Raw genomic sequence first — 23,560 nt, 5'->3', positions numbered from 1 at the left:
CATTTGGGCAGAACTCCGTTTTTTCTATAAACTATATAGGAATAGCTTGGTGTTATGTACCCACAAACGGCTGTAGGGTAACAGTCGTGTTGATGAGGTGTAGTCCAAGCCAGACTTTGTAGCGTGTGGCGATGATTCTGTTATGTCTGAACAAGCATGATGTGGCATTACGTGCGTACAGTATGCAGTTGTTCTTACGGCAGTAACGGTGGCCATAGGCTGGCCCTGCAAGTTCTGGGTATCACCATGCCCTGAGCGACCACGGTTGTGGTGTTATGCAGCAGAACATTTCAGGGTTTCCAGTAGTGTGTAACCAGAAATTGGAGATGCGGTATGAGTAACGTGAACAGCTTTGGCGCGCAAGCCTCGTTGCGTGTGAATGATCAGGATTATCGTATATACCGACTTGATGCCGTAAAGGGCGACGGTTTGGACGTCAAAACCCTGCCATACGGTTTGAAGGTATTGCTGGAAAACCTGTTGCGTACCGAAGATGGTGTGAACGTACGAGCAGAAGACATACGAGCATTGGCCTCCTGGGATCCTAGTGCCGAACCCGATAAGGAAATTGCGTTTAGTCCTGCCCGTGTGGTGCTGCAGGATTTCACTGGTGTGCCTGCTGTAGTGGATTTGGCCGCAATGCGCGAAGCCATGTCGGCCTTGGGCGGTAGTGCGACGCGTATTAATCCACTGGTACCAGTAGAACTGGTGATTGACCACTCGGTGATTGTGGATGACTTTGCCCACAATGATTCTTTCCGTCGTAATGTAGAAATTGAATACCATCGCAACCTTGAGCGCTACGAGTTCTTGCGCTGGGGCCAAAGTGCTTTTGATAACTTCCGTGTTGTTCCCCCAGGTACCGGTATCGTCCACCAAGTGAACTTGGAGTACTTGTCGCGTGTGGTGTTTAGCCGTACCGAAGATGGCATACAAGAAGCCTATCCAGACACCTGTGTGGGTACAGACTCGCACACCCCTATGGTGAACGGTCTGGGTGTATTGGCGTGGGGTGTTGGTGGTATTGAGGCTGAAGCAGCCATGTTGGGCCAGCCTATTTCTATGCTGATTCCTCGAGTAGTGGGCTTTAAGTTAACGGGCCAACTGCAAGATGGTGTGACTGCTACCGACTTGGTACTGACCATCACTGATATGCTGCGTCAACATGGTGTGGTGGGTAAGTTTGTAGAGTTTTATGGTTCTGGCGTGGGAGCGGTGCCGTTGGCTAACCGTGCCACCATCGGGAACATGAGCCCCGAATACGGCTCTACCGTTTCTATGTTCCCTATTGATGACGTCACACTGCAATACCTGGCGCTGACAGGGCGTTCAGCCGAGCAAATTGAGCTGGTGAAAGCCTATGCTAAGGCTCAAGGTCTGTGGCACGACCCTCAGCACGAGCCACGTTATTCCGAGCGTCTGGAGCTAGACTTGTCCACAGTAGTGCCATCTATTGCAGGCCCTAAACGTCCGCAAGACCGTATTGTGTTGAGCAACGTAAAACCTGCGTTCCACAAAGATCTGACTGCACTGTATCAGTCACGTAATCAGGCTGTTGAGGTTCGTCATGCACCTGTGAAATTGGCAGATGGTCAGTCCTTCCAGCTGGATGACGGCGCAGTAGTGATTGCGGCGATTACCTCGTGTACCAATACCTCTAACCCTAGTGTGATGGTGGCAGCTGGTTTGGTTGCGAAAAAAGCGCACGCGCTGGGTATTACACGTAAGCCATGGGTGAAAACCAGTTTGGCACCTGGCTCCAGAGTGGTGACTGATTACCTAGATAAAGCCAAACTTACCGATTCGCTGGACGCGTTGGGCTTTAACTTGGTGGGTTACGGCTGTACTACATGTATTGGTAACTCTGGTCCGCTGATTCCAGAAGTTAGTGCAGCCGTGAATGAGCACGATCTCACCGTGGTATCGGTATTGTCGGGTAACCGTAACTTCGAGGGTCGTATCCACCCCGAGGTGAAAATGAACTACCTGATGTCTCCACCGCTGGTGGTGGCTTATGCCATTGCTGGTACCATGAACATCGACTTGATGAACGACGTTCTGGCTGTGGATAAATCAGGGAATCCGGTGTACCTCAAAGACATCTGGCCTAGCACTGCTGAGATTCAAGAGGTGGTAAGTGCTGTCATCGCGACCGACATGTACCGCAAAGGCTATGCCGATGTGTTTGCTGGTGATGAGCGCTGGCGTGATCTGCCTACGCCAAAAACCAAACAGTTTGAGTGGGGCCCTGCTTCAACATACGTACGTAATCCGCCTTATTTCGAGAATATGCCTAAGACACCGTCTCCGGTGCAAGAAATTCAGGGCGCACGCGTATTGGCTTTGTTGGGCGATTCGGTAACGACTGACCACATAAGTCCAGCCGGTAACATCAGCAAAGTGTCTCCAGCAGGTGAGTACTTGTTGGCGCATGGCGTGACACAGCAGGATTTCAACTCGTATGGTTCCCGCCGAGGCAACCATGAAGTTATGATTCGGGGCACGTTTGCTAACGTACGTTTGCGTAACCAACTGGCTCCGGGTACCGAAGGCGGCTTTACGCGTGATTTCACTTTAGCTGGCGGGCCGGTCAGTACCATTTACGAAGCCTCTGAGCATTACTTGGCTGCCAATACACCATTGGTGATTTTGGCAGGTAAAGAGTATGGTTCAGGTTCTTCACGTGACTGGGCAGCCAAAGGTACGGCATTGTTGGGTGTGCGTGCTGTGATTGCCGAATCCTACGAGCGTATTCACCGTTCCAACCTGATTGGTATGGGCGTGTTGCCGCTGCAGTTCCCTGACGGACAAAATGCTGCATCGCTAGGTCTGACTGGTGAAGAAGTATTTAGCATCACCGGTGTAGGGGCATTGAACGAGGGCCGTATCCCTAAAACAGTGCACGTACAAGCGGGCAAGGTTTCTTTTGAGGCGGTGGTACGTATTGATACGCCTACCGAGGCAGACTACTACCGCCACGGAGGCATTATGCAGTTTGTATTGCGCAGCCTGCTGTGAATGTTGGATATGAGCGACTGAGATTAACCATGGCACCCATGATGTAGAGAGTGCGTGTCGTATTGCAAATTTGGTGCTATGGTTTGTATTGTGCAGTGCCATATTTCTTCGGAAATATGGCACTGTTTGCCGAAACCAGAAGCTGGTTTGCATCGGCACTATTAACAAGAAACATGTAGTCAACAGGAGTTATTCATGAGTGTACACAGCCAAATTAAGCGTCGTACAGTTCCCGAACTAATGGCTTGCAAAGGAGGCCAGAAGCTAGTTTCATTAACGGCTTATATTGCGCCTATAGCCCGACAGCTAGACCCTTACATGGATATGATCCTAGTGGGGGATTCCACAGCGATGGTTGGCTACGCCATGGATGACACCCTAAGCATTACCGTTGAGCAGATGACTGCCCATGCACGTGCGGTGGTACGTTCCACTTCACATGCATGTGTGGTGGTAGACATGCCTTTCGGCTCGTACCAAGAGTCGCCAGAGCAGGCATTCCGTAACGCGGCATATATGTTGGCACATAGCGGCGCATCCGCCGTTAAAATGGAAGGTGGAGAAGCATTGGCAGAAACCACTCGCTTTTTAGTGGAGCGTGGTGTTCCCGTGTTGTCGCACGTAGGCTTGATGCCGCAGTACGTCAACACCATGGGTGGTTTCAAGGCTCAAGGTATGAGCGATACAGCTGCGCAGCGTATTTATAACGATGCGTTGGCCCATCAATCAGCAGGTGCTTTTGCAGTAGTGTTGGAAGGGGTGGCCGAAGCATTGGGGCGTCGCCTGACAGAAGATCTACGCATTCCTACTATTGGGATTGGCGCATCACCAGCATGTGATGGTCAGATTCTGGTAACGGAAGATATTCTGGGCTTAGGTGATGGGCATATTCCACGTTTTGCCAAAACATTCGCTGATGCGGGTGCGGTAATTCGTGGTGCAGCAGCAGCCTACGCAGATTCTGTACGTAATGGCAGCTTCCCTGGGCTGGAAAATTGCTTTGGCGTGAAACGTAACGCTGAATAACTATGATCACCCGTCAGGGTGAGACAATCAACGCATGGAAATACGTCAACTGGAGGCTTTTGCTGCGGTTTTGACGGCGGGTAGTGTCACGGCTGCGGGACGTCTCTTAGAGCGTTCGCAGCCGGTAGTCAGCCGTCAGATTCAAGACTTAGAGCAAAGACTGGGTTTTACCTTGTTTCATCGTACCCGTCCCCACGTCAAACTGACGGAAAAGGGCAGGGAGTTCTATGAGGAAGTAAGGCCAATCCTAGCAGGTCTGGAAGTGTTGGACGCTAGGGCACGAGATATTGCACAAGGGTTAAGCCGTCCGTTACGGGTGGCGGCTACACCGTCCCTGTCTCTGAGTGTGTTGCCTCAGGTGATTGCTTTGTTAGAGCAACAACAACCTTTCTTCCAGCAGAAACTGTTTATAGATAGTTTGTTGCCTGATGAGGTGATTAAACAGGTAAGCGAAGGCAAAGTCGATATAGGGTTGACCAGCCTACCAGTAGATTTGGGCACCAACCGTTTGCATTGGTCAGGGCAAGCACCATATATGCTGGCGTTGCCAGAGGGGCATGTGCTGGCGGATCACGAAGTGATTGATTTATCCACCATTGAAGATCAGATGGTGGTGTCAGTGTTCCATCGTTATCGTATGCGTTACCGACAAGCTACCGCATTGATGCGTGCTCATGCGAATCCTAACGAACTGCGCCGTATAGAAACTGCAAGTTCGGTCAACGTATTGAGCATGGTACGGGTGGGGCTGGGTGTTGGTATATTGGACCCCTATTTGGCTGCCTGCTACCCCATGGATGGCGTGGTGGTGCGAGAAATACAAAACTACATTCCTGCCATGATAGGGGTGATCAGTCATATTGATAGGCCCTTACATGCGGAAGCGCCTGTATTGATCGAGGCCTTACGCCAGTTTGTGGTGGAAAGCGTGCCGCGCTTTATTATTGGTGATGATAGTGGGTTGCCGCAGGAACATGATCCGTTTCCTGAATTATCAGTGAGTGAATAAGCGTGAGTAGTTGGTTGGCGACATTAGCCCCTTTTTGGACTCCATTGCTAGGCGTGGGGCTGGTGATAGCACTGTTGTTACTGTATGGACGACACACAGCCCTGCGCTTGGCCAGACAACAAACTCAGCATGTACAAGATAGACTGGATGAAAGCCTAGATAGGGCGGCGTATCTGGAAGCGCAGTGGCAGCAAAGCCAGTCAGATGCGCGACAGTTAGACAAGCAGCTCGCTGAGCTGCAAGTTAGACATGATGAAAAAGAACAGGCCTATCAACGGTTGGAGCACAACTTGGAGCAATCCAAGCAACTGATGCAAACCGAGTTCCAGAATCTGGCGAACACGATTCTGGAAGAAAAAGGCCAACGTTTTCAGCAGAGCAACCAGCAAGCATTGCAGGCACTTTTGCAACCTTTCAGGGAACAAATTTCGTCGTTTCAGCAGCGGGTTAACCAACTGCACGATCAGTCACTTAAAGGACAGGTAAATCTGGAAGCGGAAATTCGGCGTGTGCTGGATATAGGCTTACAGATGTCGTCTGAGGCAAAGCATTTATCCAAAGCCTTAAAAGGGGATAAAAAGCTGAGCGGTATTTGGGGCGAGTTACAGTTAGAACGTACCTTAGAAGCTGCAGGTTTGGTGCGTGGTGAGCATTTTCTTAGCCAAGCTGCTTTGCAAACAGAATATGGGCATAAGCGCTTCCCTGATTTCTTGATCAAGCTGCCTGAAAATCGTCATATGGTTTTAGATAGCAAAACCTCGTTGGTGGACTACGAGCGTGCCGTACGTGCTGAAGACGATGCAGAGCGTGGACAGCATATGGATAACTTGCTGCGGGCGATGCGTCATCACATGGATGATTTGTCTGGCAAGCGCTATGACCAGTTGCCAGGCTTGAGTAGCCCTGATTTTGTTTTTATGTTCGTGCCTGTTGAAGGGGCGTACATAGAGGCTATGCGTCATCAGCCTGAGCTATTTGAGTATGGTATGAAACGCCATGTGATGTTGGTATCGCATGCCACGTTGCTACCGGTGCTGCGTACGGTGGCGAACTTGTGGATGATTGTGCGTAGCAATGAACAAGCGCATGAGCTAGGGTTACGTGCTGCTGATTTGCACGACCAAGTGGTGTTGTTGGCAGATAGGTTCAAGCGTATGGGCGAAAGTCTGCGCCAAATGAATGGCCATTTCAACAGTACCGTGACGGCGTTGTCTGGGCAGCAAGGGGTGTATGGCAAGCTGCAGCGATTCAAAGAGTTATCAGCGCGTAGCACCAAGATGCTGCCAGCGTTAGATAGCCAACAGCATGATGTGGAGCTTTACCGTTTAGACAGTATTGAGCCAGAGCCTGGTGCACCAGAAGGCGATGATAGGGCGTAATAGTGCAGGGTTAGGGTTGCGGTTTACTAGATAAGAGTTCACGCCATTGTTCTTGAGGCATGGCTTCTGCGTATAAGTGGCCTTGTAAAGCCGAACACTGATGCTGAACTAAGAAATCTGCTTGTGCTTGGGTCTCTACCCCTTCGGCCACAATATGCAAACGCAGTTGTTGGCCTAGGGCTAAGACGGCCCTAACGATGGCGGCGCTATCAGGGTCAGTGTCCACATCATGAATGAGGCTGCGGTCTATTTTCAACTCGTACAATGGCAGGCGTTTTAGGGCGGCCAAATTGGAATAGCCAGTACCAAAGTCATCAATAGCAAAACGAATCCCACGTTGTACCAGCCTATTCATCAAGGTGGTGGTTTGGTAGGGATCCTGCATTAACATGCCTTCGGTGATTTCAAAGATCAGTCTATGGGCAGGTGCTTTGCGCGCATCCAACGTGCGTTCTATGCGTTGCAATAAGCTGGGATCACGAAACTGCGATGGGCTGATATTCACCGAGACAGTGAAATGGTGTGTGGGGTACGCCAACAGTAATGCGCAAGCTTGTTCCAGTAACCAGTCGCCTAATTTAGAGATCAACTGGCTTTCTTCTGCTAAGGGAATAAAGCGCTCAGGTGTAATCCAGCCACGCTCAGGGTGATGCCAACGCAGCAGTAGTTCTACACCGACGGTTTCTTGTTGTGCATTGAATTGAGGTTGCACATAGGCTTTTAGCTGATCAGAGCCAATGGCGTAGCTGAGGTCACGGCCTATGCTGACTCGGTATTCAGCTTCTTGCGTCATGGTGGGTTCGTAAAAAGTGACCTGATTTCTACCGTTATCTTTGGCGCGGTGCATGGCAACGTTAGCTTCACGCAATACGTCTTCCGTACCTACACTGTGAGTCGTCAGAAATGCCACCCCTATAGAAGCGCTTAGTAGGTAGGCTTGGCCATTAATAAAATAGGGTGCTTCCAACGCGCTACGTATGCGGGTGCTGACTTCTTCGGTGGTACTGTAATAGGCATCGGGGTCTGCCGAAAGCTTGGTGAGCACTACCACAAACTCATCACTGCCAATGCGGGCGACGGAGTCATCTTGGCGCATCATGCGCATCAAGCGTCGCGCCACTTTTTTCAGCAGTTCGTCACCTATATGGTGACCACGGGCGTCGTTGATGTGTTTGAAATTATCCAAGTCAATGAACAAAATAGCACTGGTTTGTTGATCTCTGCGAGCGGTAAGTAAGAGATTTTCCAAACGGTTCAAGAGCAGGCGTCTATTTGGTAATTCAGTCAGCAGATCATAGAAAATCAGCTGATGATTGATATCACGTATGGCTTTGTAAGCGGTAATGTCTGTCGAAATACTGCAGACAGCAGTAATATGTTCGTGCTTATCGCGTAGCGGGAATTTCACCGACAAGAAGGTACTAATACGCTTGTCGTGTGCATTAATGAACTGCTCTTCCATGCTCAGGTGATCACCGTGTAGCAACACCTGTAGATCACTTTTACGGTTTTTAGTTTGCTCTTGCGTCGAAGCATAAATATCATCAAAGCGTTTACCTAGGGCTTGTGTCGCAGTAATGTTAAAAAAGTCGCAGGCTTTTTTATTTACATGCAGATATTCCAGGTTGGCGTCTTTGATGGTGATCAGGGCGTCGATGTTATCCAGAATGCCTTTTAGCTGTAGATTGCTATTGGACTCGGCTTGTGCCCAGCGTAAGGTACGGTGTTGTAGCAGCAGTAAAAACGTACTGACTACAAAGAGAGCCCCTAAAACTAGGCAGGCTCCCCAGAGCCAGACATGTGAGTGCGCTGCATCGCCTGCAGTGGCCCAGGATGCGCTACTAAAGCATAATAATACGCTGTAAAGTATGGATTTAATGGTGGTAGGAATAGCGATCACCGTAAGCGCAGTAAAAGGGTAGAGATAATGTCTGAGTCGGATCTGGATAGTGAAACAGTAGAGGTAGTGGTAACGGGCAAGGTGCAAGGCGTAGGCTTTCGTGCCGCCACTGCGCGACATGCACATTTACACAAATTGACTGGCTGGGTTCGTAATGCTCCGAACGGTTCAGTGGAGTTACTGTTACAAGGTGGGACGGACAAAATTGATAGGTTACTGTCATGGCTGTACCAAGGCCCAGAGCACGCGCGAGTAGAGCATGTACAGGTTATACGTTCATACGATGACAGACGATACCAGCATTTTCAAATACGATAAAGATCATGGTGCAACGATTTAGTAGCGGTTTTTTAAGGTTTGGACTCGCCATCATTCTGAGTGGCATAGCAGTGATTTCGCAGGCTACATCACAGCCCACACCCGCGGTAGTGGTGAGTATAGGTGCGGGTGGTGTTGGGGGCGTATATTACGCTGTGGGCGGTGCAATGTGCAGAATGTTGAGCCGGGCCATACTAGAAACACCATACATCTGCAAAGTGGACGCGACGGGCGGCTCGGTATTTAACATGAATGCCCTGAAAACCGGCGAGTTAGACTTTGCGATGGTGCAGTCAGATATTGCGAACCACGCTTATGTGGGCGATGCACAGTTTGTGGCCGTTGGGCCCTATGAGCCATTGCGCGCCATGTTTTCGCTGCACCCCGAGTCAGTCACGATTGTGGCGCGTAAGGAGTTAGAAGCTAAGAGCTTCGAAGACTTACAAGGTCAGCGTGTCAACATCGGTCACCCTGGGTCGGTGGCACGTGCTGCGGTGGACCAACTGCTGGGTGCTATGGGCACAGATTATGGGTTCTTTGCTAGAACCACTGAACTGCGTGCTGACGAACTGACAGAGTCCTTATGTAGCGGCAGAATTGATGCTTTCATTTTGAGTGTGGGTCATCCCTCTGCTTCGGTACAAGACCCGGCTGCGTTGTGTGGTGCGCAAGTGGTACCAGTGACAGGCGAGGTGGTAGACACATTGGTGGATACTTTCGCCTACTACGCCAAGGTAGATATTCCGGGCGGTCTTTATGCCAATAACCCCGCCAATATACCTACATACGGTGTGTTATCGACGGTGGTCACACGTGCCGATGTAGAGGAACAGCGCGTCTATGATATGACCAAAGCGATCTTTGGTGGTTTGGATAATTTCAAACGCCTGCACCCCTCTTTAGAATATTTGGATAAGCAACGTATGACTAAAGATGGTTTGTCCATGCCTTTGCATCCTGGTGCATTACGTTATTTCCGCGAACAAGGCTGGGTGAAGAACTAAGTTATGCAGGACCTGAACACTACGCGCGATGGGCCACGACGTCGTGCGCCTATTGCGCCTTTACCTACTAAAGAAGGCGTTTCTCCAAGTCGAGTGTGGTTGCCTGAAGGTGCATGGCTCACCTTGGGTGAGTTTTTGCTGCAGCGTTTTGAATACTTGGATCCCGACGCCTTACAGCAGCGTATTGAACGTGGCGATGTGGTGAACGATAGCGGCGAGCCGCAAGCACTAGATGCGCCTTATATGCCGGGTCAATGGTTGTGGTACTACCGCGAGGTGGCGGATGAGGCGATCGTGCCTTTCGAGATGCCTATACTGTATGCGGATGACCGCTTAATCGCTGTCGATAAGCCGCATTTCTTGGCGACTACACCGTCTGGTAGCTACCTGAAAGAAACAGCCTTGGTGCGTTTGCGTGCACAATTTGATAACCCCGATATTACGCCGCTACATCGTCTGGATAGGGATACGGCAGGGGTGCTGCTGTTTTGTGTGCAGCCGGAGTATCGAGGGTTGTACCAAAGCTTATTTCAGAGCCGTGATGTACAGAAAGAATACGAGGCTATTGCACCAGCAGGGCTAAAGCTTAGTTTACCCAGCCACTATTGCAGCCATATAGAGGCCTTGAAAGGGGTGTTCCTAGTGCGTGAGCGTGATGACTTAGAGGCAAACAGCGAGACCTACATAGAGGAGTTATCACGCTGGCAGATGGAAGATGGGTCGTGGTGGTGCCATTACCGTTTGCAGCCCACTACAGGGCGTAAGCACCAATTGCGTATGCACATGAGTAGTCTAGGTAGTCCTATTTTGAATGACAGCTACTACCCGTATTGGGATCAATCCAGACCTATAGACGATTACAGTCTGCCGTTGCAGTTACTGGCACGTCGCATCGCGTTTGTAGACCCTGTGGATGGTGAATACAGGGAATTCCGTAGTCAGCGACAGTTAGAGGCGTTACCTAAGCGTTAAGTGTGCTTAACGCTTGGCAATGTGTAGCCAACGTTCGATGACATGCACAATGGCGAGCAGGGTGAAGTTGATGGCCAAATACAGCAAACCAGCAATCATGAAGGTTTCGATGATGGCATAGCTTTGGTTCATCAAGCGTTTGGCGTGACCGGTTAAATCCATCACGGCGATGGTGGATGCTAAGCTTGTGCCCTTGATGACCAAGATGATTTCATTACTGTAAGCAGGCAGCGCTTGGCGTATGGCCAAAGGGAAGCTCACCCGGCAGAAGCGTTTGAACGGGCGCATACCTATGGCTTTGGCGGCTTCAATTTGGCCATTAGGGATGGACTGAAAGCCGCCCCTAAACACTTCACCAATATAGGCGCCACTGTTTAGTGCAATCGCTAAGATGGCACAACGCGTACCATCACTGAATATCCACCATAGGGCAGGGGTGTGGCGGATGAAGCCCAGCGTGCCCAAACCGTAATAGAGAATAAACAGCTGCACCAACAAGGGGGTGCCACGGAATACGGTGCTGTAGCCAAAGGCAAAACCCACGGCAAGCTTGTTACCAGACACACGCATTAATGCCAGAGCCATACCCACTAATAGCGATAAGGCAATACCAAGTAACCCAATTTGCAGGGTGGTACCAAAGCCTTTCAGCAGATTGGTGACGGTGTAGTCAAACAGTTCCATGTCTATCATGCGACTGTCCTCATACCACGGCCAAAGTGGCGCTCAGCCCAGACAAACATACCTTGGCTTGCGGCACCAATGAAGAAATACAGTACAGCGGCCATTAGGTATAAGGCTAAGGGTTCGCGTGTGGCGGCAGCACCTAATACGGCGGCACGCATCAACTCGATCAATCCCACTAGGGAGATCAATGCAGTATCTTTGAGAGCGGTTTGCCACACGTTGTTGGCGCCCGGTAGGGCATACCAGAACATTTGCGGCAAGGTAATGCGAAATAGGCGTTTGCGGGCCGACATGCCTATGGCGCGTGCTGCTTCGAGCTGACCTTCAGGAATGGCTTGTAACGCACCCCTAAAGACCTCAACGCTATAGGAACCGGCAATTAAGCCTATGGCCAAGATACCTACTAAGGCAGGGAACCACTTATTAACGGTTTCTTGCCAGTGTAGGAAAGCAGCCAAATCAGAAACGGCTTGAATACTACCAAAGAACAGTAGGTAGATAATCAGCAGCTCAGGAATGCTGCGTACCACGGTGGTGTACAGGCTAATCAGCCAACTTAACCACCGTGGCCCTCGAACTTTGATGCTGGCACCCGCTATGCCTATCACTGTACCCAACAACATGCCAAAAAAGGCAATGAATACAGTCATGATGGCACCGCGTACTAGCATAGTGCCCCAGCCTTCCTGCAAAATGCGCAGCATGGTGTCCAGCATGGTAATTCAGACCTACTTTTTGCAGACGTCGTAGTTAGCGATATCAATATCGAACCATTTTTCGCTTGCGGTCTTCATGGTGCCGTTATTGATCAGTTCGCACAGTGCGGTGTCGACTTTAGCTTTCAGCTCTGCGTTGTCAGGGTGAATACCCACCGCAATACCGTAGCCCAGTGTTTCAGGATCGGAAGAGCCTTTGATAACGTATTCAGTTAGCGCGTACTCGTTGTTATCCATTTTGTGCAGGAAACGAGATTGCGATGTCAGATCAGCAAACGTACCGTCTAGACGACCAGCGTCCAAATCGATTTGCATCTGATCCAGTGTTTCGTAGTTGCGAACGGTGGTTTTAGGAGCCACTTTGTTCAGGTACGCACCGTGTGTTGTGCCGCCTTGTACGCCGATGGTTTTACCGTCCAAGCCTTTGAAAATGCTTTCACTGTCAGTGGCTTTGATCAGGTCGCTGTTAGCTGGCAAAACGAAAATCGCGTCTTCTACAGCGTAAGGGATACTGAAGTTCACACGTTTTGCACGCTCAGGGGTGTAAGACATACCCGAGATGATCAAATCAAAACGGTTAGCGTTCAGGGATGGAATCAAACTGTCGAAAGCTTGAACCACAAATTGACAGTCGTTACCCAACTGTGCGCAGAGGGCTGCGCCCACGTCTGCATCAAAACCCGTTACGGTACCAGTAGCATCAACCATGCTCCATGGTGGGTAACCACCTTCTGTACCGATTTTCATGGTGGCGGCGTTGACGCTGCCCAGACCCAAAAGGGCAAAGCTGGCGCAAACGGCCGCTTTTTTCAGAATTTTCATGAGTGTAGTCTCCCTTGAAAGGCGCAGTGGGACGTCCACGGCGAAAAGGCATTGTAAAGGGTGAATGCCATCGCACCCACTGTTTAGTGCGATGGTGTTAGAAACTGACGTAAACGCTCGGATTTCGGGTTCTCAAACAGTTCCTCTGGCGGCGCGTATTCTTCAATACGACCGTTGTGCATAAAGATGACATGGCCAGACACATTGCGCGCAAATTGCATTTCATGTGTGACCAGAATCATGGTGCGGCCTTCGCGTGCTAAATCGTTGATGACGCGCAGCACTTCACCCACCATTTCTGGGTCTAGGGCCGAAGTGGGTTCATCAAACAGCATGACTTCAGGGTCCATTGCCAGCGCGCGGGCAATGGCTACGCGTTGCTGCTGACCGCCAGACAATTGTGCTGGGTAGGACGCCGCTTTGTCGGCAAGGCCTACTTTGTCGAGTAACTCCATGGCGTAGCGCTGTGCTTGGGCTTTGGGCATGCTTTTTACATGCACAGGGCCTTCTATCACGTTTTGCAGCACAGTACGGTGTGACCATAGATTGAAGTTTTGGAACACCATGCCCAAGCGGCGGCGTACTTGCTCCAACAGTTTGGGGTCCGCGCTCACCATAGTGCCGTTGCGCAAACGTTTGCTACGCAATACGTCATTTCCAATGTGGATGTCGCCTTGATCGGGGACCACCAAATGGTTAATGCAACGTAGCAACGTGCTTTTTCCGGAACCCGATGCACCGATGATGGAAACCACTTCACCTTTTTGTGCAGTAAACGAAATTCCTTTCAGGACTTCATTGTCTTGAAAGGCTTTATGCACATCATGAACCTGTACGGCATAGGGGCTAGAAGGGGTACTCACGTGATAATCTCGGGCGGAAAATAAATGCCAAACAGATAATTATAAAGAGTCTGGGGCATTATTGCCGAAATTACGGTGCTTTCATGCTCAGATGCAGCGAAAGCACCGCTTTTGCAGTGGCTATTTAGGGATATAGACCACGTAACTCTTGGGCTTCCAAGATGCGTGAACAGGCCATAATGAATGAGGCTGTACGCAGGTTGATGGCATGTTGACGGGCAATAGTAGAGATATCTTTGTAGGCATTGCGCATCATGCTTTCTAAGCGGCGATTAATCAGCTCTTCATCCCAGAAAAAGCTGGAGAAGTTCTGTACCCACTCAAAATAGCTCACGGTGACACCCCCCGCATTGGCCAGCACGTCAGGGATTACAAACACACCATTCTGGGTGAGTATGTCATCGGCTTCAGGAGTTGTAGGGCCGTTAGCGCCTTCCACGACGATACGTGTGCGAATAGAGGCAGCATTTTTAGCGGTGATTTGGCCTTCCAGAGCGGCAGGCACTAATATCTCGCTTTCCAGTGTCCAGAAGTCGTCATTGGCTAAGGCTTCGCTGCCGGGCGCATTGGCGACACCCCCCGTGCTACGTACATGTTCTAAAACGGCGGTGACGTTTAAGCCAGCAGCGTTGTAGATAGTACCTGTGTGATCCTGTGCTGCAATCACTTTAGCGCCCGCTTCGGCGAATAGTTTAGCGGCGGTACCACCCACGTTACCCATGCCTTGCACAACAATACGTGCGCCTTCTAGGTTGATGCCCAGATCGCGTGCGGCTTCGGCGGCAACAGTGAACACACCACGGCCAGTAGCGTCTACGCGGCCTAGGCTACCACCCAATGCCAGCGGTTTACCCGTTACGACGCCGGTGCTGAGCTGGCCGGTTTTCTGGGCGTAAGTGTCCAGAATCCAGGCCATGGTCTGGGCATTGGTGTTGACATCTGGTGCAGGAATGTCTTGGTTAGGGCCAAGAATGTCAGTGATTTCGCTGGTGTAGCGGCGCGTGACACGCTCCAGCTCGCGTTTGGAGTAGTTGCGTGGGTCGATGCGAATCCCACCTTTGGCGCCACCGAATGGTACGTTAACGGCCGCGCATTTCACGGACATCCACGCCGACAGTGCCATCACTTCAGACAAGGTTACGTCTTGGTGAAAGCGTATGCCGCCTTTGCCAGGGCCGCGTGCCATGTTGTGCTGTACGCGATAGCCTTCGAAGTGGGCAATGGTGCCATTGTCCAACTCGACAGGAATATCTACCGTCAGAATGCGTTTAGGGTGTTTTAGAGTGTCTACCCAGCGGGATAGTTTGCCTAGGTAGGGCGTGACACGCTCTACCTGTTCCAGATACACAGCCCAAGGGCCGGGATTATCTGGCGATAAGTAAGAAGGAAGTTGCGACATTACGGTGCTATAAATAGTGTTGTTGTAAAGATTGTGATCTGCCTCTTTGGGCAGTGCTTCATTTTTACGCCATTTGTGGTGTGTCGCAACCCTGTACAAGATACGTACACCCCAGACCTATGATTCAATAGTCATGGTCAGTCCTGTTATTTGATTACACATATTCTTGGTAAAGCACTATGCAGCAACGTCTTGCCGCCATTAGGCACAATATTGAGCAAGCTTGTCATAACGTTGGTCGTGATGCGTCTGAAGTGACGTTATTGCCGGTCAGCAAAACCTTTGATGACACTAAAGTACTAGAGGCAGCCGCGCTGGGCTTGCGTCGCTTTGGTGAAAATCGTTTGCCGGATATACGCCAACGTTGTGAAAACATGCCCGATCAGCAGTTTGAATGGGTAATGATTGGGCACGCGCAAAGTAACAAAGCACGCGATGTAGCTCGCTACGTCAGTGAGTTGCAGTCGCTGGACAGAGAATCTTTAGCCGAGGCGCTAGATAAACGTTTGGAACAAGAAGGGCGCACGCTAGATGTGCTGGTGCAACTTAAAACGGCTGCCGAAGCGAGCAAGACAGGTTTGGAACCCGCAGAGTTAATCGCTTTTTTGCAGAAGCTGAAAACAGACTATCCATGTTTGCAGGTGAAGGGTCTAATGACCATGGCTACGCAAACCGATGATGAAGCGGAAGTGCGTCGTTGTTTTAGAGCCGCTAGGTTGGCGCAACAGTTGGCCTTAGATGCAGGGTACGCCGTGCACAGGCTGTCTATGGGCATGAGTCAAGACTACGTGCTGGCTATAGAGGAAGGCAGTACCGAGCTACGTATTGGATCGGCGTTATTCGGGCATCGTGACTACGTATAAATACCCGTTAGCCATAAACTAATACTTCCGCAATGACGCATAGGCTGCGGTACTATTTTGCTTGCACACCATTATGGTAAGAAAGGAGATCAGAGATGCATTTAAAACAGATTGTGGCAGCAGTAGCCACAGCAGTTGTGGGGATGTCGGCAGCACAGGCAGGAACACTGGATGTGGTGAAAGCACGCGGCTACGTAGCATGCGGTGTGACCACAGGGTTTGCTGGTTTTTCTGCTCCTAACGACAAGGGCGAATGGGAAGGTCTAGACATTGATGTATGTCGTGCCGTGGCTGCGGCAACCTTGGGTGATGCGGAAAAATTTAAAGCAGTGCCATTGAACGCGCAACAGCGCTTTACAGCATTGCAGTCCGGCGAGATTGATGTGCTGGCGCGTAATACAACCGTGACACAGCAACGTGATACGTCTGTAGGTGCGATCAGCGCTGGTATTAACTTCTACGACGGTCAGGGCTTCTTGGTGCCTGTATCTTTAGGTGTAGAGAGCGCTAAAGATTTGAACGGTGCCACAGTATGTATGCAGACTGGTACGTCTAACGAAAACACCATGGCTGACTGGGCTCGTGCTCACAACGTAGAGTACACACCAGTGGTGTACGACCAGTTCAACGAAGTGGTTAACGCGTTCGTATCTGGCCGTTGTGATGTGTTCACGACCGATGCATCCGGCTTGGCGTCCATCCGTATTTCACGCACAGCTAACCCTGCAGAGTACGTGGTATTGCCAGAAATCATTTCCAAAGAGCCTCTGGGTCCTTTCGTACGCCAAGGCGACGATCCATGGCTGAACATTGTGAAATGGTCACTGCAAGCGATGCTGAATGCTGAAGAGCTGGGCCTAACTTCCGCAAACGTAGATGCACATTTGGACAGCAAAAACCCAAATATTCAACGTTTGTTGGGCGTGACAGCAGGTTCAGGTAAAAACTTGGGTCTGGACGAAACCTGGGCATACAACATCATCAAACAAGTGGGTAACTACGGCGAAAGCTTTAACCGCACTGTAGGTGAAGGTAGCCCATTGCAGATCAAACGCGGTTTGAACGCGTTGTGGACTGACGGTGGTTTGATGTACGGCTTGCCTGTGCGCTAAGCCTTATGTCGGTAGGCCAGGGCGATGCGAGCAAAAGCGATTTGCACGTCCTGGTCACTGCCTTGAAATGTGACGGGTCTGCCGCGTACAGGAAAGCAGATCAATCGTTTAGAGAACAGCATAGGCACGAATTTGGCGTGTCGAATGTCTTGCCATGCAATGTGGCGTTTGAATAGCCAGCTTTGGCTAATTCCTTCTTCAGTGATGCGTGTCTGACCATGGTACATGTACCAGGCCATCACAATAATCCCCGCATACGCCATCACAATCGCTGCGATGATCATAGGGCTAACACCTTGGCCGTGTGGGCCAGATGCCGTCAGCACCAACCGTACACCAATCCCGATAACAACTAAACATGCCAACCAAGCGATGGCTTTGGGCCATGCTCTGCCTTGTATGGGTAACGGGCCCAGTTCAGCGAGTAAGGTAGCGGGAATAGGAGAGGTCATGAGGCGGCTCAGGCAAAAAGCTAAAAAGGTGTAGTGGGATTAATCAGCGGTGATACGTTGGTAATGGCCGCTTTGCGACAGGGCAATATTACCTGCCAGCTCTAGTTCCAGTAAATGGGTGGCGAGCGTAGCCAGGTCCATACTAGTAAGTTGTTGGATGGCTTCTGGGCTGATGGGGTCAAAGCCCATGACATCCAGAATCTGCTGTTGTGCTGAGGGTAGAACAGGAGCAGGAGCGCGAGGTTTAATCGGCATGGCGTATTGGGAAAGGCTAGGGTTTTTATGCGCGATTTCTTCTTGTATATGTTCGGCAGATTCCACCAGCTTTGCTCCTTGGCGTATCAACTGGTGGCACCCTCTGGCTAAGGGGGAGTGTATAGAGCCGGGGATAGCAAAGACTTCGCGACCTATTTCCAGAGCTTGTCTGGCAGTGATTAATGAGCCGCTTTTTAAGGCTGCCTCTACCACTAACACACCTGCGGCTAGCCCTGCCACAATGCGATTGCGTTGTGGAAAATGGTAGGGAAGTGCGCGCGTACCCAATGGAAACTCACTGAGTAGCACGCCGTGTTGGGCAATACGATGCGCCAGATCACGATTGCGTGCCGGGTAAATAATATCTAGCCCAGTGCCTAGTACGGCGATGGTGCTGGCGTGCGGGTTAGCAGCATCCAAGCTGCCTGCGTGGGCGGCGGCATCAATGCCGCTGGCCAAACCACTGACAATGCTCCAGCCTAGTTCCGTGAGGTGTTTGGCAAAGGCATAGGCGTTTTCATTGCCTGCTTGTGTGGCGCTGCGAGCGCCCACAATGGCCAAGCTAGGCACGTTCAACAGTTGCTTGTTACCTTTGGCGTAAATCAATAGCGGTGGGTCATGACTTTCCAGCAAGGCTTGTGGGTAGTCAGGGTCAGCCAAGGTGATGATGTGATTGGGCGTGGTGGTAGCCCATTCCAAGGCGTGTTGAATGTGATCTTCTATTTCAGCACTGGCCGAGGCTTTCAATTGTGCGGCCAGATTGCTGGGCAGTAGCTTGCTCAGCATACCTATTGGCTGGCTGTAAATATCGGGCGGTAGTCCAAAATGGGCCAGCAATGCACGTGCTTGTGCTGGGCCTATAGACGGCTCAAAACTGAGACGCAGCCAGTAATACAGTTCGGAATTTGAAAGGTCGGTGGTGGACATCATGTAGCGAAGTGTGCCATGAAATCAGCACAAAAAATGGCCATAAGTGTTGCCATTATCCATGTATTTGTAAGGATGTAGCGCCTGTTACCTACGCAATGACTGTCTACATAACGCATGATGGCTTAAAATACCTTTTTAAGTATCGTTTTTGTGTACCGACTAAATGGCTTTACTTCCTATACTCCAATATCCTGATGCTCGTTTGCACACCGTGGCAAAACCTGTTGCGCAAGTGGATGATCGCATTCGCCAATTGGTGAAGGACATGGCTGAAACCATGTACGATGCTCCTGGCGTGGGCTTGGCGGCGACCCAAGTAGACGTGCACGAGCGCGTGGTAGTCATTGACGTATCCGAAGAGGGTAATGACTTACACGTACTGATTAACCCTGAAATTATCTGGAGCAGCGACGAAGGTCGCGTGTACGAAGAGGGTTGTTTATCTGTGCCTGGCGTTTACGACAAAGTAGAACGTGCCGCACAAGTGCGTGTACGTGCTCTGAACGAAAAAGGTGAAAGCTACGAGTTCGAGGCCGATGGTTTGCTGGCTGTATGTGTGCAGCACGAACTGGATCACTTGCTGGGCAAGGTGTTCGTGGAATATTTGTCTAACCTGAAGCAAGACCGCATTCGTACCCGTCTACGCAAGCAGAAACGCGAAGCAGAGAAGGTATAAATCAGTATGCGCGTTGTATTTGCGGGCACCCCCGAGTTTGCGCGTCAGGCGCTAGAGGCTATTTTGGCTGCAGGCCACGAGGTTCCTCTGGTGATGACGCAGCCCGATCGCCCGTCTGGGCGTGGCATGAAACTGCGCCCAAGCCCTGTGAAAGAAGCAGCATTGGCACATGGCATAGAGGTCGCCCAGCCGCAAAGTTTGCGTTTGGATGGTAAATATCCCGAAGACGCCGAAGCTGCTTTACGTACGCTGCAAGCTGTTCAGCCCGATGTCATGGTTGTGGCTGCCTATGGCCTGATCTTGCCGCAATGGGTGTTGGACTTGCCTAAGTATGGGTGTTTGAACATTCATGCGAGCTTGCTGCCGCGTTGGCGTGGTGCTGCACCTATTCAGCGTGCGATTGAAGTGGGTGATGCGCAAACTGGTATCACCATCATGCAAATGGATGCCGGGCTAGATACAGGCGACATGTTGCTGGTGCGCGCTATGGATATACGCCCCGATCACTCAGGTGCGAGCTTGCAAGACGAGCTTACCCAGATGGGCGCGGAATGCATCGTAGAAATACTGCAGCAACTGGCAGATGGCACAGCACCTACAGCGGTGAAGCAGCCTGAAGAGGGCGTTACCTACGCCGAAAAACTGCTGAAAACCGAAGCGCCTTTGGACTTCACGCAATCTGCTGTGGCATTGGAGCGTCGCATACGAGCTTTTGATCCTATGCTGGGTTCTACCATGGCCTTGGATGGCATAGAGGGCTTGGTTAAGGTGTGGCGTGCTCAAGCATTGCCTGCCGTGGCTAACGGTGCTGCTGAACCAGGTCAGATTCTTGCGGCGACAGCAGACGGCATTGATGTAGCCACCGCAGAGGGTGTTTTGCGTATTACCGAACTACAGCGTCCTGGCAGCAAGCGTCAGCCAGTGAGCAGCTTTGTACAAGGCTGGTCCAGAGCGTAAGCGCATAGACTCGCAGAAGAAAATAGCCCGTTAAACGGGCTATTTTTTATGGTGCAGCGTGTAGGCCTATGCAGTTACCCTCAGAGTCTGTAATTTCCGCGACGCTACCAAACTCACCTACAGGCGTAATGGGATACAGCAATGTGCTACCTACAGAGAGAGCACGTTCTACGGTTTGCTGTATGTCAGAGACATTGAAATAGAGGCGCACCCCCGATTGGCTGGGCACATAACTGTCACCCTGAGCTAATGCTCCGCTTGCGCCGGGTAGCGCATCGTCATACATGAAGAAGGCCATTTCATTGCCGTCTACCGAGGCTTGTTCGAATTGCGAGCCAAAAACAGTGCTGTAAAACTGCATGGCTCGATGTAGATCCAGTACGGGGATTTCAAAGTACGAAACAGGGTTCATAGCGTGATGACCGGCGAGATTACGGAGAGCGGCGCACATCTAGGCCGCGTTGTCTCCATTGTTTAAGCAGGGCTGAGCGATGTTGAGGAAAACGAAGCTCTATTGCTTCAAAGCTCAGAATTTTGTGGGTAGAAAAATGGCGGAAATCGTTTTGTTTTTCGCACCAGGCTACCAGCACCCTAGTGGTGGGAAAATAGCCAAGCGCAAAGGGCCAGACGATTCTGCTACTACGAATGCCAGCGGCGTCTTGGTAGTGCAGTACCGCTTTTTGTTCTTGCCGGATGGCAGTTCTAATGGCTGCCATATCCACAACCTCCGTATCGTCGATGTGGCGGGGGCCTACCAAGAGCGTCGTGCTGTCTAGTTCGTGTTGAAGGTTGTCAGGGAGTACAGCGGATATTTTGGCAAGCGCATTGTGTGCGGCGTCTACCAACTGAGCATCTGCGAACTTGGCCGTCCATCGTACCCCTAACAATAGGGCTTCTAACTCTGCCTGAGAAAACATAAGCGGTGGCAGCATAAAGCCGGGGCGTAATACGTAGCCCACACCCGCTTCACCTTGGATATCTGCACCCTGTGCTTGTAGTGAGGCAATGTCTCTATAAAGTGTGCGCAGGCTAATGCCCAGTTCGAGGGCTAGTACATGGCCGCTCACTGGATGACGTCTGCGGCGTAAGGCTTGCAGCAAGGCGAGTAGTCGTTCAGATCTATGCATAATTCAATACTGACATTTTTTGGCAGTAGTAGCTAGTAGCATGATGTTTTCAGCGTCTTTGAGGACATCAGTATGCTAATACCAAATTTATTGATCTTGTATGTGAACGACCCAGTGCGTAGCAGTACGTTCTACGAAAAACTGTTTGAGCAGGCCCCAGACGCCGTGTTTCCTACGTATGCAGCATTTTCGTTTCATGGGGTAAGCATTGGATTGTGGTCTACAAGTGCGAGGGATTTCGTCTCGGGTGGGCAAGGCCATCGCTCAGAAATGGCGTTTATGGTGGATACGGAAGCAGAGGTACAAGCCCTGTTTGCGCGATGGCAGGCGTTGGGCGTAGTGATAGAGCAACCTTTGATGCAAGCGGTGTTTGGCCAAACATTTGTGGCTTTGGATCTGGATGGGCACAGATTACGTGTATGTATGCCCGATGCCTAAGTGTGAGCAGCATCCGTATTACCGCGCTTTATAATCAGGGCACTACCCAACAGCGTATGGATACCGCAATAGGACTAAGCATGGACGCGTACGGCATTTCAGAGGTTCAGATTACAGATAGCGATATTGTGTTGAGTTTGCACAATGGGAGTACGCTCAGTACGCCTATACAACGCTATGTACGGGTAGAGAAAGCATCACCAGCAGAGCGTCTAGAATGGGCGCTGACCGAGGACGGTTATGGTGTGAATTGGCCGCAACTCTGGAAGCCTTTTCCTACGGGCATGGTGTCGGTGTGGGATCTGTTGCAAGACTCTTTGTACGATGCTGCCTTGAAGCAAGTAGCCAATAACGAGTGGGATGTCACTCGACTTCCTCAACGTGATCAGGAATTAGTAGCGTTGTGGCGTTTAGAGGCTGACGTGAATAATGGTGGTTTTTTGCAGTTCTTTTGTAATTGGGGCGAAGAAAACTGTCTAACAGCCATCCGGGCGTTGGAGGTAATTGGTTCTAGCGATATGTTGCACATAGTGCAGCAGATGTATGCATTAGTGGTGCCATATGGGCAAGCCGACGCTAATGTAGCGCTTAGCGATTTACCGGTGCTGATCACAGAGGAAGATAACGACCTCATGTACGAGTTGGATCAGGCGTTCTGGGATTACCCAGAACCGTTACCTGAACTGGTGGTGCGGCATTATCTATAAGCCTTAGCTTTGTGCTTGGCGACGCCACTCAATGATGCCAATCACAATGCCGCTGCTACAAATAATGGCGATACCCAACCAGGTTAGTGCATCAGGGAAGTGTCCCCACACCAACCAACCTAAGGTGGCAGCGCTCACAATCTGCAGGTATAAAAACGGTGCCAGCATCGAGGCGGGGGCGCGTTGATAGGCCTGTATTTGCAATAAGTGGCCCAACCCACCCCAGAAACCGGTAGAGAGCAGAATCAGCCATTGGGTGAGATCAAAGCCTGCCAAAATGCCGCTGATTTCTTGCCAGTGAAAGGGCACCAGCACCGCACTGAGTACAGAGCCTGTAATACCACCCCAGATTAAGGTGCTAAACGCGTCATCCAAGGCGAGTTTACGCGTCACGATATGCTGCACTGCGAACAAACAGGCGGTAGTTAATCCCCACGCTACACCCACCATATCTAAGCCAGAACTGGGTCTAATAATAATCAACACACCAGCAAACCCCGTTGCTGCTGCAACCCAGCGAGAAATGCGCATAGGTTCTTTTAATACCCACGGTGCTACCGCCAGCATCAGTAATGGCGACAGAAAATTGATAGCCGTGGCTTCCGCTTGGGGCAGGTAATGTAAGGCAGTGAAAAAGGTAAAAGTACCTACCAGTGCGACCGTGCCGCGCAGCATCTGCAACCCTGGGTAGCGTATACGCAAGACCGACAAGCCTTTAGAGGGTAGGGTGATCATTAAAATCAACCCCAAATGCACGGTATAGCGCACCCAGCAGAGTAAGATTAGCGAGGCGCCGGCCCCCATAATCCACTTTCCACTGGCGTCAAGGCCAGAAAGCGACCAAGAGGAAAGAATCAAAAGCAAAATGCCAAAGATGGGATTGGGTGCAGCCATGAAGCGATTCCTGCGGTGTCTCGTCGTGGAAATTAT

General features: G+C 50.9%; 24 protein-coding genes. 13 read left to right on the top strand and 11 right to left on the bottom strand.

Annotated elements, in window-relative coordinates; genetic code table 11:
- Window positions 1-333: 333 nt before the first annotated feature.
- The 4 genes from acnA to rmuC all read left to right on the top strand — a co-directional run bounded on the left by acnA (window position 334) and on the right by rmuC (window position 6,432).
- Window positions 334-3,018 carry an aconitate hydratase AcnA gene (gene acnA, locus AC3QL0_RS15900; protein ID WP_493009347.1) on the top strand — a complete coding sequence of 895 codons (2,685 nt, stop codon included), beginning with the start codon at window positions 334-336 and terminating at the stop codon, window positions 3,016-3,018.
- A 195-nt stretch (window positions 3,019-3,213) separates the two neighbouring features.
- Window positions 3,214-4,044 (top strand): 3-methyl-2-oxobutanoate hydroxymethyltransferase, encoded by an 831-nt coding sequence (gene panB, locus AC3QL0_RS15895; RefSeq protein WP_430221275.1) that lies wholly within the window; start codon window positions 3,214-3,216, stop codon window positions 4,042-4,044.
- Between the two features lie 34 nt (window positions 4,045-4,078).
- Complete coding sequence (locus AC3QL0_RS15890; protein WP_493009346.1) at window positions 4,079-5,053, top strand: LysR family transcriptional regulator; 975 nt, start codon at window positions 4,079-4,081, stop codon at window positions 5,051-5,053.
- A 2-nt stretch (window positions 5,054-5,055) separates the two neighbouring features.
- The gene (rmuC, locus tag AC3QL0_RS15885; RefSeq protein ID WP_493009345.1) at window positions 5,056-6,432 is read left to right on the top strand and encodes a DNA recombination protein RmuC; all 1,377 of its coding nucleotides are present in this window, start codon (window positions 5,056-5,058) and stop codon (window positions 6,430-6,432) included.
- Window positions 6,433-6,442: 10 nt separating this feature from the next.
- Here the strand turns inward: rmuC and AC3QL0_RS15880 are convergent, their stop codons facing one another.
- On the bottom strand, window positions 6,443-8,332 hold the full coding sequence (locus AC3QL0_RS15880) for a putative bifunctional diguanylate cyclase/phosphodiesterase (protein ID WP_493009344.1): 1,890 nt from the start codon (window positions 8,330-8,332) through the stop codon (window positions 6,443-6,445).
- A 27-nt stretch (window positions 8,333-8,359) separates the two neighbouring features.
- Here AC3QL0_RS15880 and AC3QL0_RS15875 point away from each other — a divergent pair, with 27 nt between their 5' ends.
- From AC3QL0_RS15875 to AC3QL0_RS15865, 3 genes are read left to right on the top strand one after another with little or no spacing between them, the layout of a single operon-like run.
- Window positions 8,360-8,650: an acylphosphatase gene (locus AC3QL0_RS15875; protein ID WP_493009343.1), complete on the top strand. Its 291-nt coding sequence runs from the start codon at window positions 8,360-8,362 to the stop codon at window positions 8,648-8,650.
- Window positions 8,651-8,655: 5 nt separating this feature from the next.
- Window positions 8,656-9,654, top strand: coding sequence for a TAXI family TRAP transporter solute-binding subunit (locus tag AC3QL0_RS15870; RefSeq protein WP_493009342.1), 999 nt, complete (start codon window positions 8,656-8,658; stop codon window positions 9,652-9,654).
- 3 nt (window positions 9,655-9,657) lie between these two features.
- The gene (locus tag AC3QL0_RS15865; protein ID WP_493009341.1) at window positions 9,658-10,626 is read left to right on the top strand and encodes a pseudouridine synthase; all 969 of its coding nucleotides are present in this window, start codon (window positions 9,658-9,660) and stop codon (window positions 10,624-10,626) included.
- Between the two features lie 6 nt (window positions 10,627-10,632).
- Here the strand turns inward: AC3QL0_RS15865 and AC3QL0_RS15860 are convergent, their stop codons facing one another.
- The 5 genes from AC3QL0_RS15860 to AC3QL0_RS15840 all read right to left on the bottom strand — a co-directional run bounded on the left by AC3QL0_RS15860 (window position 10,633) and on the right by AC3QL0_RS15840 (window position 15,113).
- The gene (locus AC3QL0_RS15860) at window positions 10,633-11,319 is read right to left on the bottom strand and encodes an ABC transporter permease (protein WP_493009340.1); all 687 of its coding nucleotides are present in this window, start codon (window positions 11,317-11,319) and stop codon (window positions 10,633-10,635) included.
- A complete protein-coding gene (locus AC3QL0_RS15855) occupies window positions 11,316-12,029 on the bottom strand; it encodes an ABC transporter permease (RefSeq protein ID WP_135864759.1) in 714 nt (237 codons plus the stop codon). The genes AC3QL0_RS15860 and AC3QL0_RS15855 overlap by 4 nt, the downstream gene beginning before the upstream one ends.
- 12 nt (window positions 12,030-12,041) lie before the next feature.
- Window positions 12,042-12,851: a transporter substrate-binding domain-containing protein gene (locus AC3QL0_RS15850; protein WP_493009339.1), complete on the bottom strand. Its 810-nt coding sequence runs from the start codon at window positions 12,849-12,851 to the stop codon at window positions 12,042-12,044.
- A gap of 83 nt (window positions 12,852-12,934) precedes the next feature.
- The gene (locus AC3QL0_RS15845; protein WP_493009338.1) at window positions 12,935-13,714 is read right to left on the bottom strand and encodes an ABC transporter ATP-binding protein; all 780 of its coding nucleotides are present in this window, start codon (window positions 13,712-13,714) and stop codon (window positions 12,935-12,937) included.
- Window positions 13,715-13,838: 124 nt separating this feature from the next.
- A complete protein-coding gene (locus tag AC3QL0_RS15840) occupies window positions 13,839-15,113 on the bottom strand; it encodes a Glu/Leu/Phe/Val family dehydrogenase (protein WP_493009337.1) in 1,275 nt (424 codons plus the stop codon).
- A 179-nt stretch (window positions 15,114-15,292) separates the two neighbouring features.
- Between AC3QL0_RS15840 and AC3QL0_RS15835 the strand changes: the two genes are divergently transcribed.
- Together AC3QL0_RS15835 and AC3QL0_RS15830 are read left to right on the top strand one after the other, a co-directional pair.
- A complete protein-coding gene (locus AC3QL0_RS15835) occupies window positions 15,293-15,976 on the top strand; it encodes a YggS family pyridoxal phosphate-dependent enzyme (protein ID WP_493009336.1) in 684 nt (227 codons plus the stop codon).
- Between the two features lie 95 nt (window positions 15,977-16,071).
- Entirely contained in the window at window positions 16,072-17,088 is a 1,017-nt protein-coding gene (locus tag AC3QL0_RS15830; protein ID WP_493009335.1) for an amino acid ABC transporter substrate-binding protein, read from the top strand.
- Here AC3QL0_RS15830 and AC3QL0_RS15825 read toward each other — a convergent pair.
- Both AC3QL0_RS15825 and dprA read right to left on the bottom strand, forming a co-directional pair.
- Entirely contained in the window at window positions 17,085-17,540 is a 456-nt protein-coding gene (locus AC3QL0_RS15825; protein ID WP_493009334.1) for a hypothetical protein, read from the bottom strand. The genes AC3QL0_RS15830 and AC3QL0_RS15825 overlap by 4 nt on opposite strands.
- A gap of 39 nt (window positions 17,541-17,579) precedes the next feature.
- Window positions 17,580-18,725, bottom strand: coding sequence for a DNA-processing protein DprA (gene dprA, locus AC3QL0_RS15820; RefSeq protein WP_493009333.1), 1,146 nt, complete (start codon window positions 18,723-18,725; stop codon window positions 17,580-17,582).
- Window positions 18,726-18,888: 163 nt separating this feature from the next.
- On the opposite strand from dprA, the gene def reads away from it, so the two are divergent.
- On the top strand, window positions 18,889-19,401 hold the full coding sequence (def, locus tag AC3QL0_RS15815) for a peptide deformylase (protein ID WP_135863966.1): 513 nt from the start codon (window positions 18,889-18,891) through the stop codon (window positions 19,399-19,401).
- Between the two features lie 6 nt (window positions 19,402-19,407).
- Entirely contained in the window at window positions 19,408-20,358 is a 951-nt protein-coding gene (gene fmt, locus AC3QL0_RS15810) for a methionyl-tRNA formyltransferase (protein WP_493009332.1), read from the top strand.
- A gap of 46 nt (window positions 20,359-20,404) precedes the next feature.
- On the opposite strand, the gene AC3QL0_RS15805 is transcribed toward fmt, so the two are convergent.
- Window positions 20,405-20,770, bottom strand: a complete 366-nt coding sequence (locus AC3QL0_RS15805) for a VOC family protein (protein WP_493009331.1) — start codon at window positions 20,768-20,770, stop codon at window positions 20,405-20,407.
- Between the two features lie 19 nt (window positions 20,771-20,789).
- Entirely contained in the window at window positions 20,790-21,485 is a 696-nt protein-coding gene (locus tag AC3QL0_RS15800) for a helix-turn-helix transcriptional regulator (RefSeq protein ID WP_493009330.1), read from the bottom strand.
- A 72-nt stretch (window positions 21,486-21,557) separates the two neighbouring features.
- On the opposite strand from AC3QL0_RS15800, the gene AC3QL0_RS15795 reads away from it, so the two are divergent.
- The gene (locus AC3QL0_RS15795; RefSeq protein WP_493009329.1) at window positions 21,558-21,923 is read left to right on the top strand and encodes a VOC family protein; all 366 of its coding nucleotides are present in this window, start codon (window positions 21,558-21,560) and stop codon (window positions 21,921-21,923) included.
- Between the two features lie 80 nt (window positions 21,924-22,003).
- Complete coding sequence (locus tag AC3QL0_RS15790) at window positions 22,004-22,630, top strand: DMP19 family protein (protein ID WP_493009328.1); 627 nt, start codon at window positions 22,004-22,006, stop codon at window positions 22,628-22,630.
- Between the two features lie 3 nt (window positions 22,631-22,633).
- On the opposite strand, the gene AC3QL0_RS15785 is transcribed toward AC3QL0_RS15790, so the two are convergent.
- Entirely contained in the window at window positions 22,634-23,524 is an 891-nt protein-coding gene (locus tag AC3QL0_RS15785) for a DMT family transporter (RefSeq protein ID WP_493009327.1), read from the bottom strand.
- Window positions 23,525-23,560 lie beyond the last annotated feature (36 nt).

The organism is Paenalcaligenes sp. GW821-LYS-B07-1, from assembly GCF_058803365.1.
Note: the sequence above shows the minus strand (reverse complement) of the source record. Positions and strands in the feature narration are given on the sequence as shown.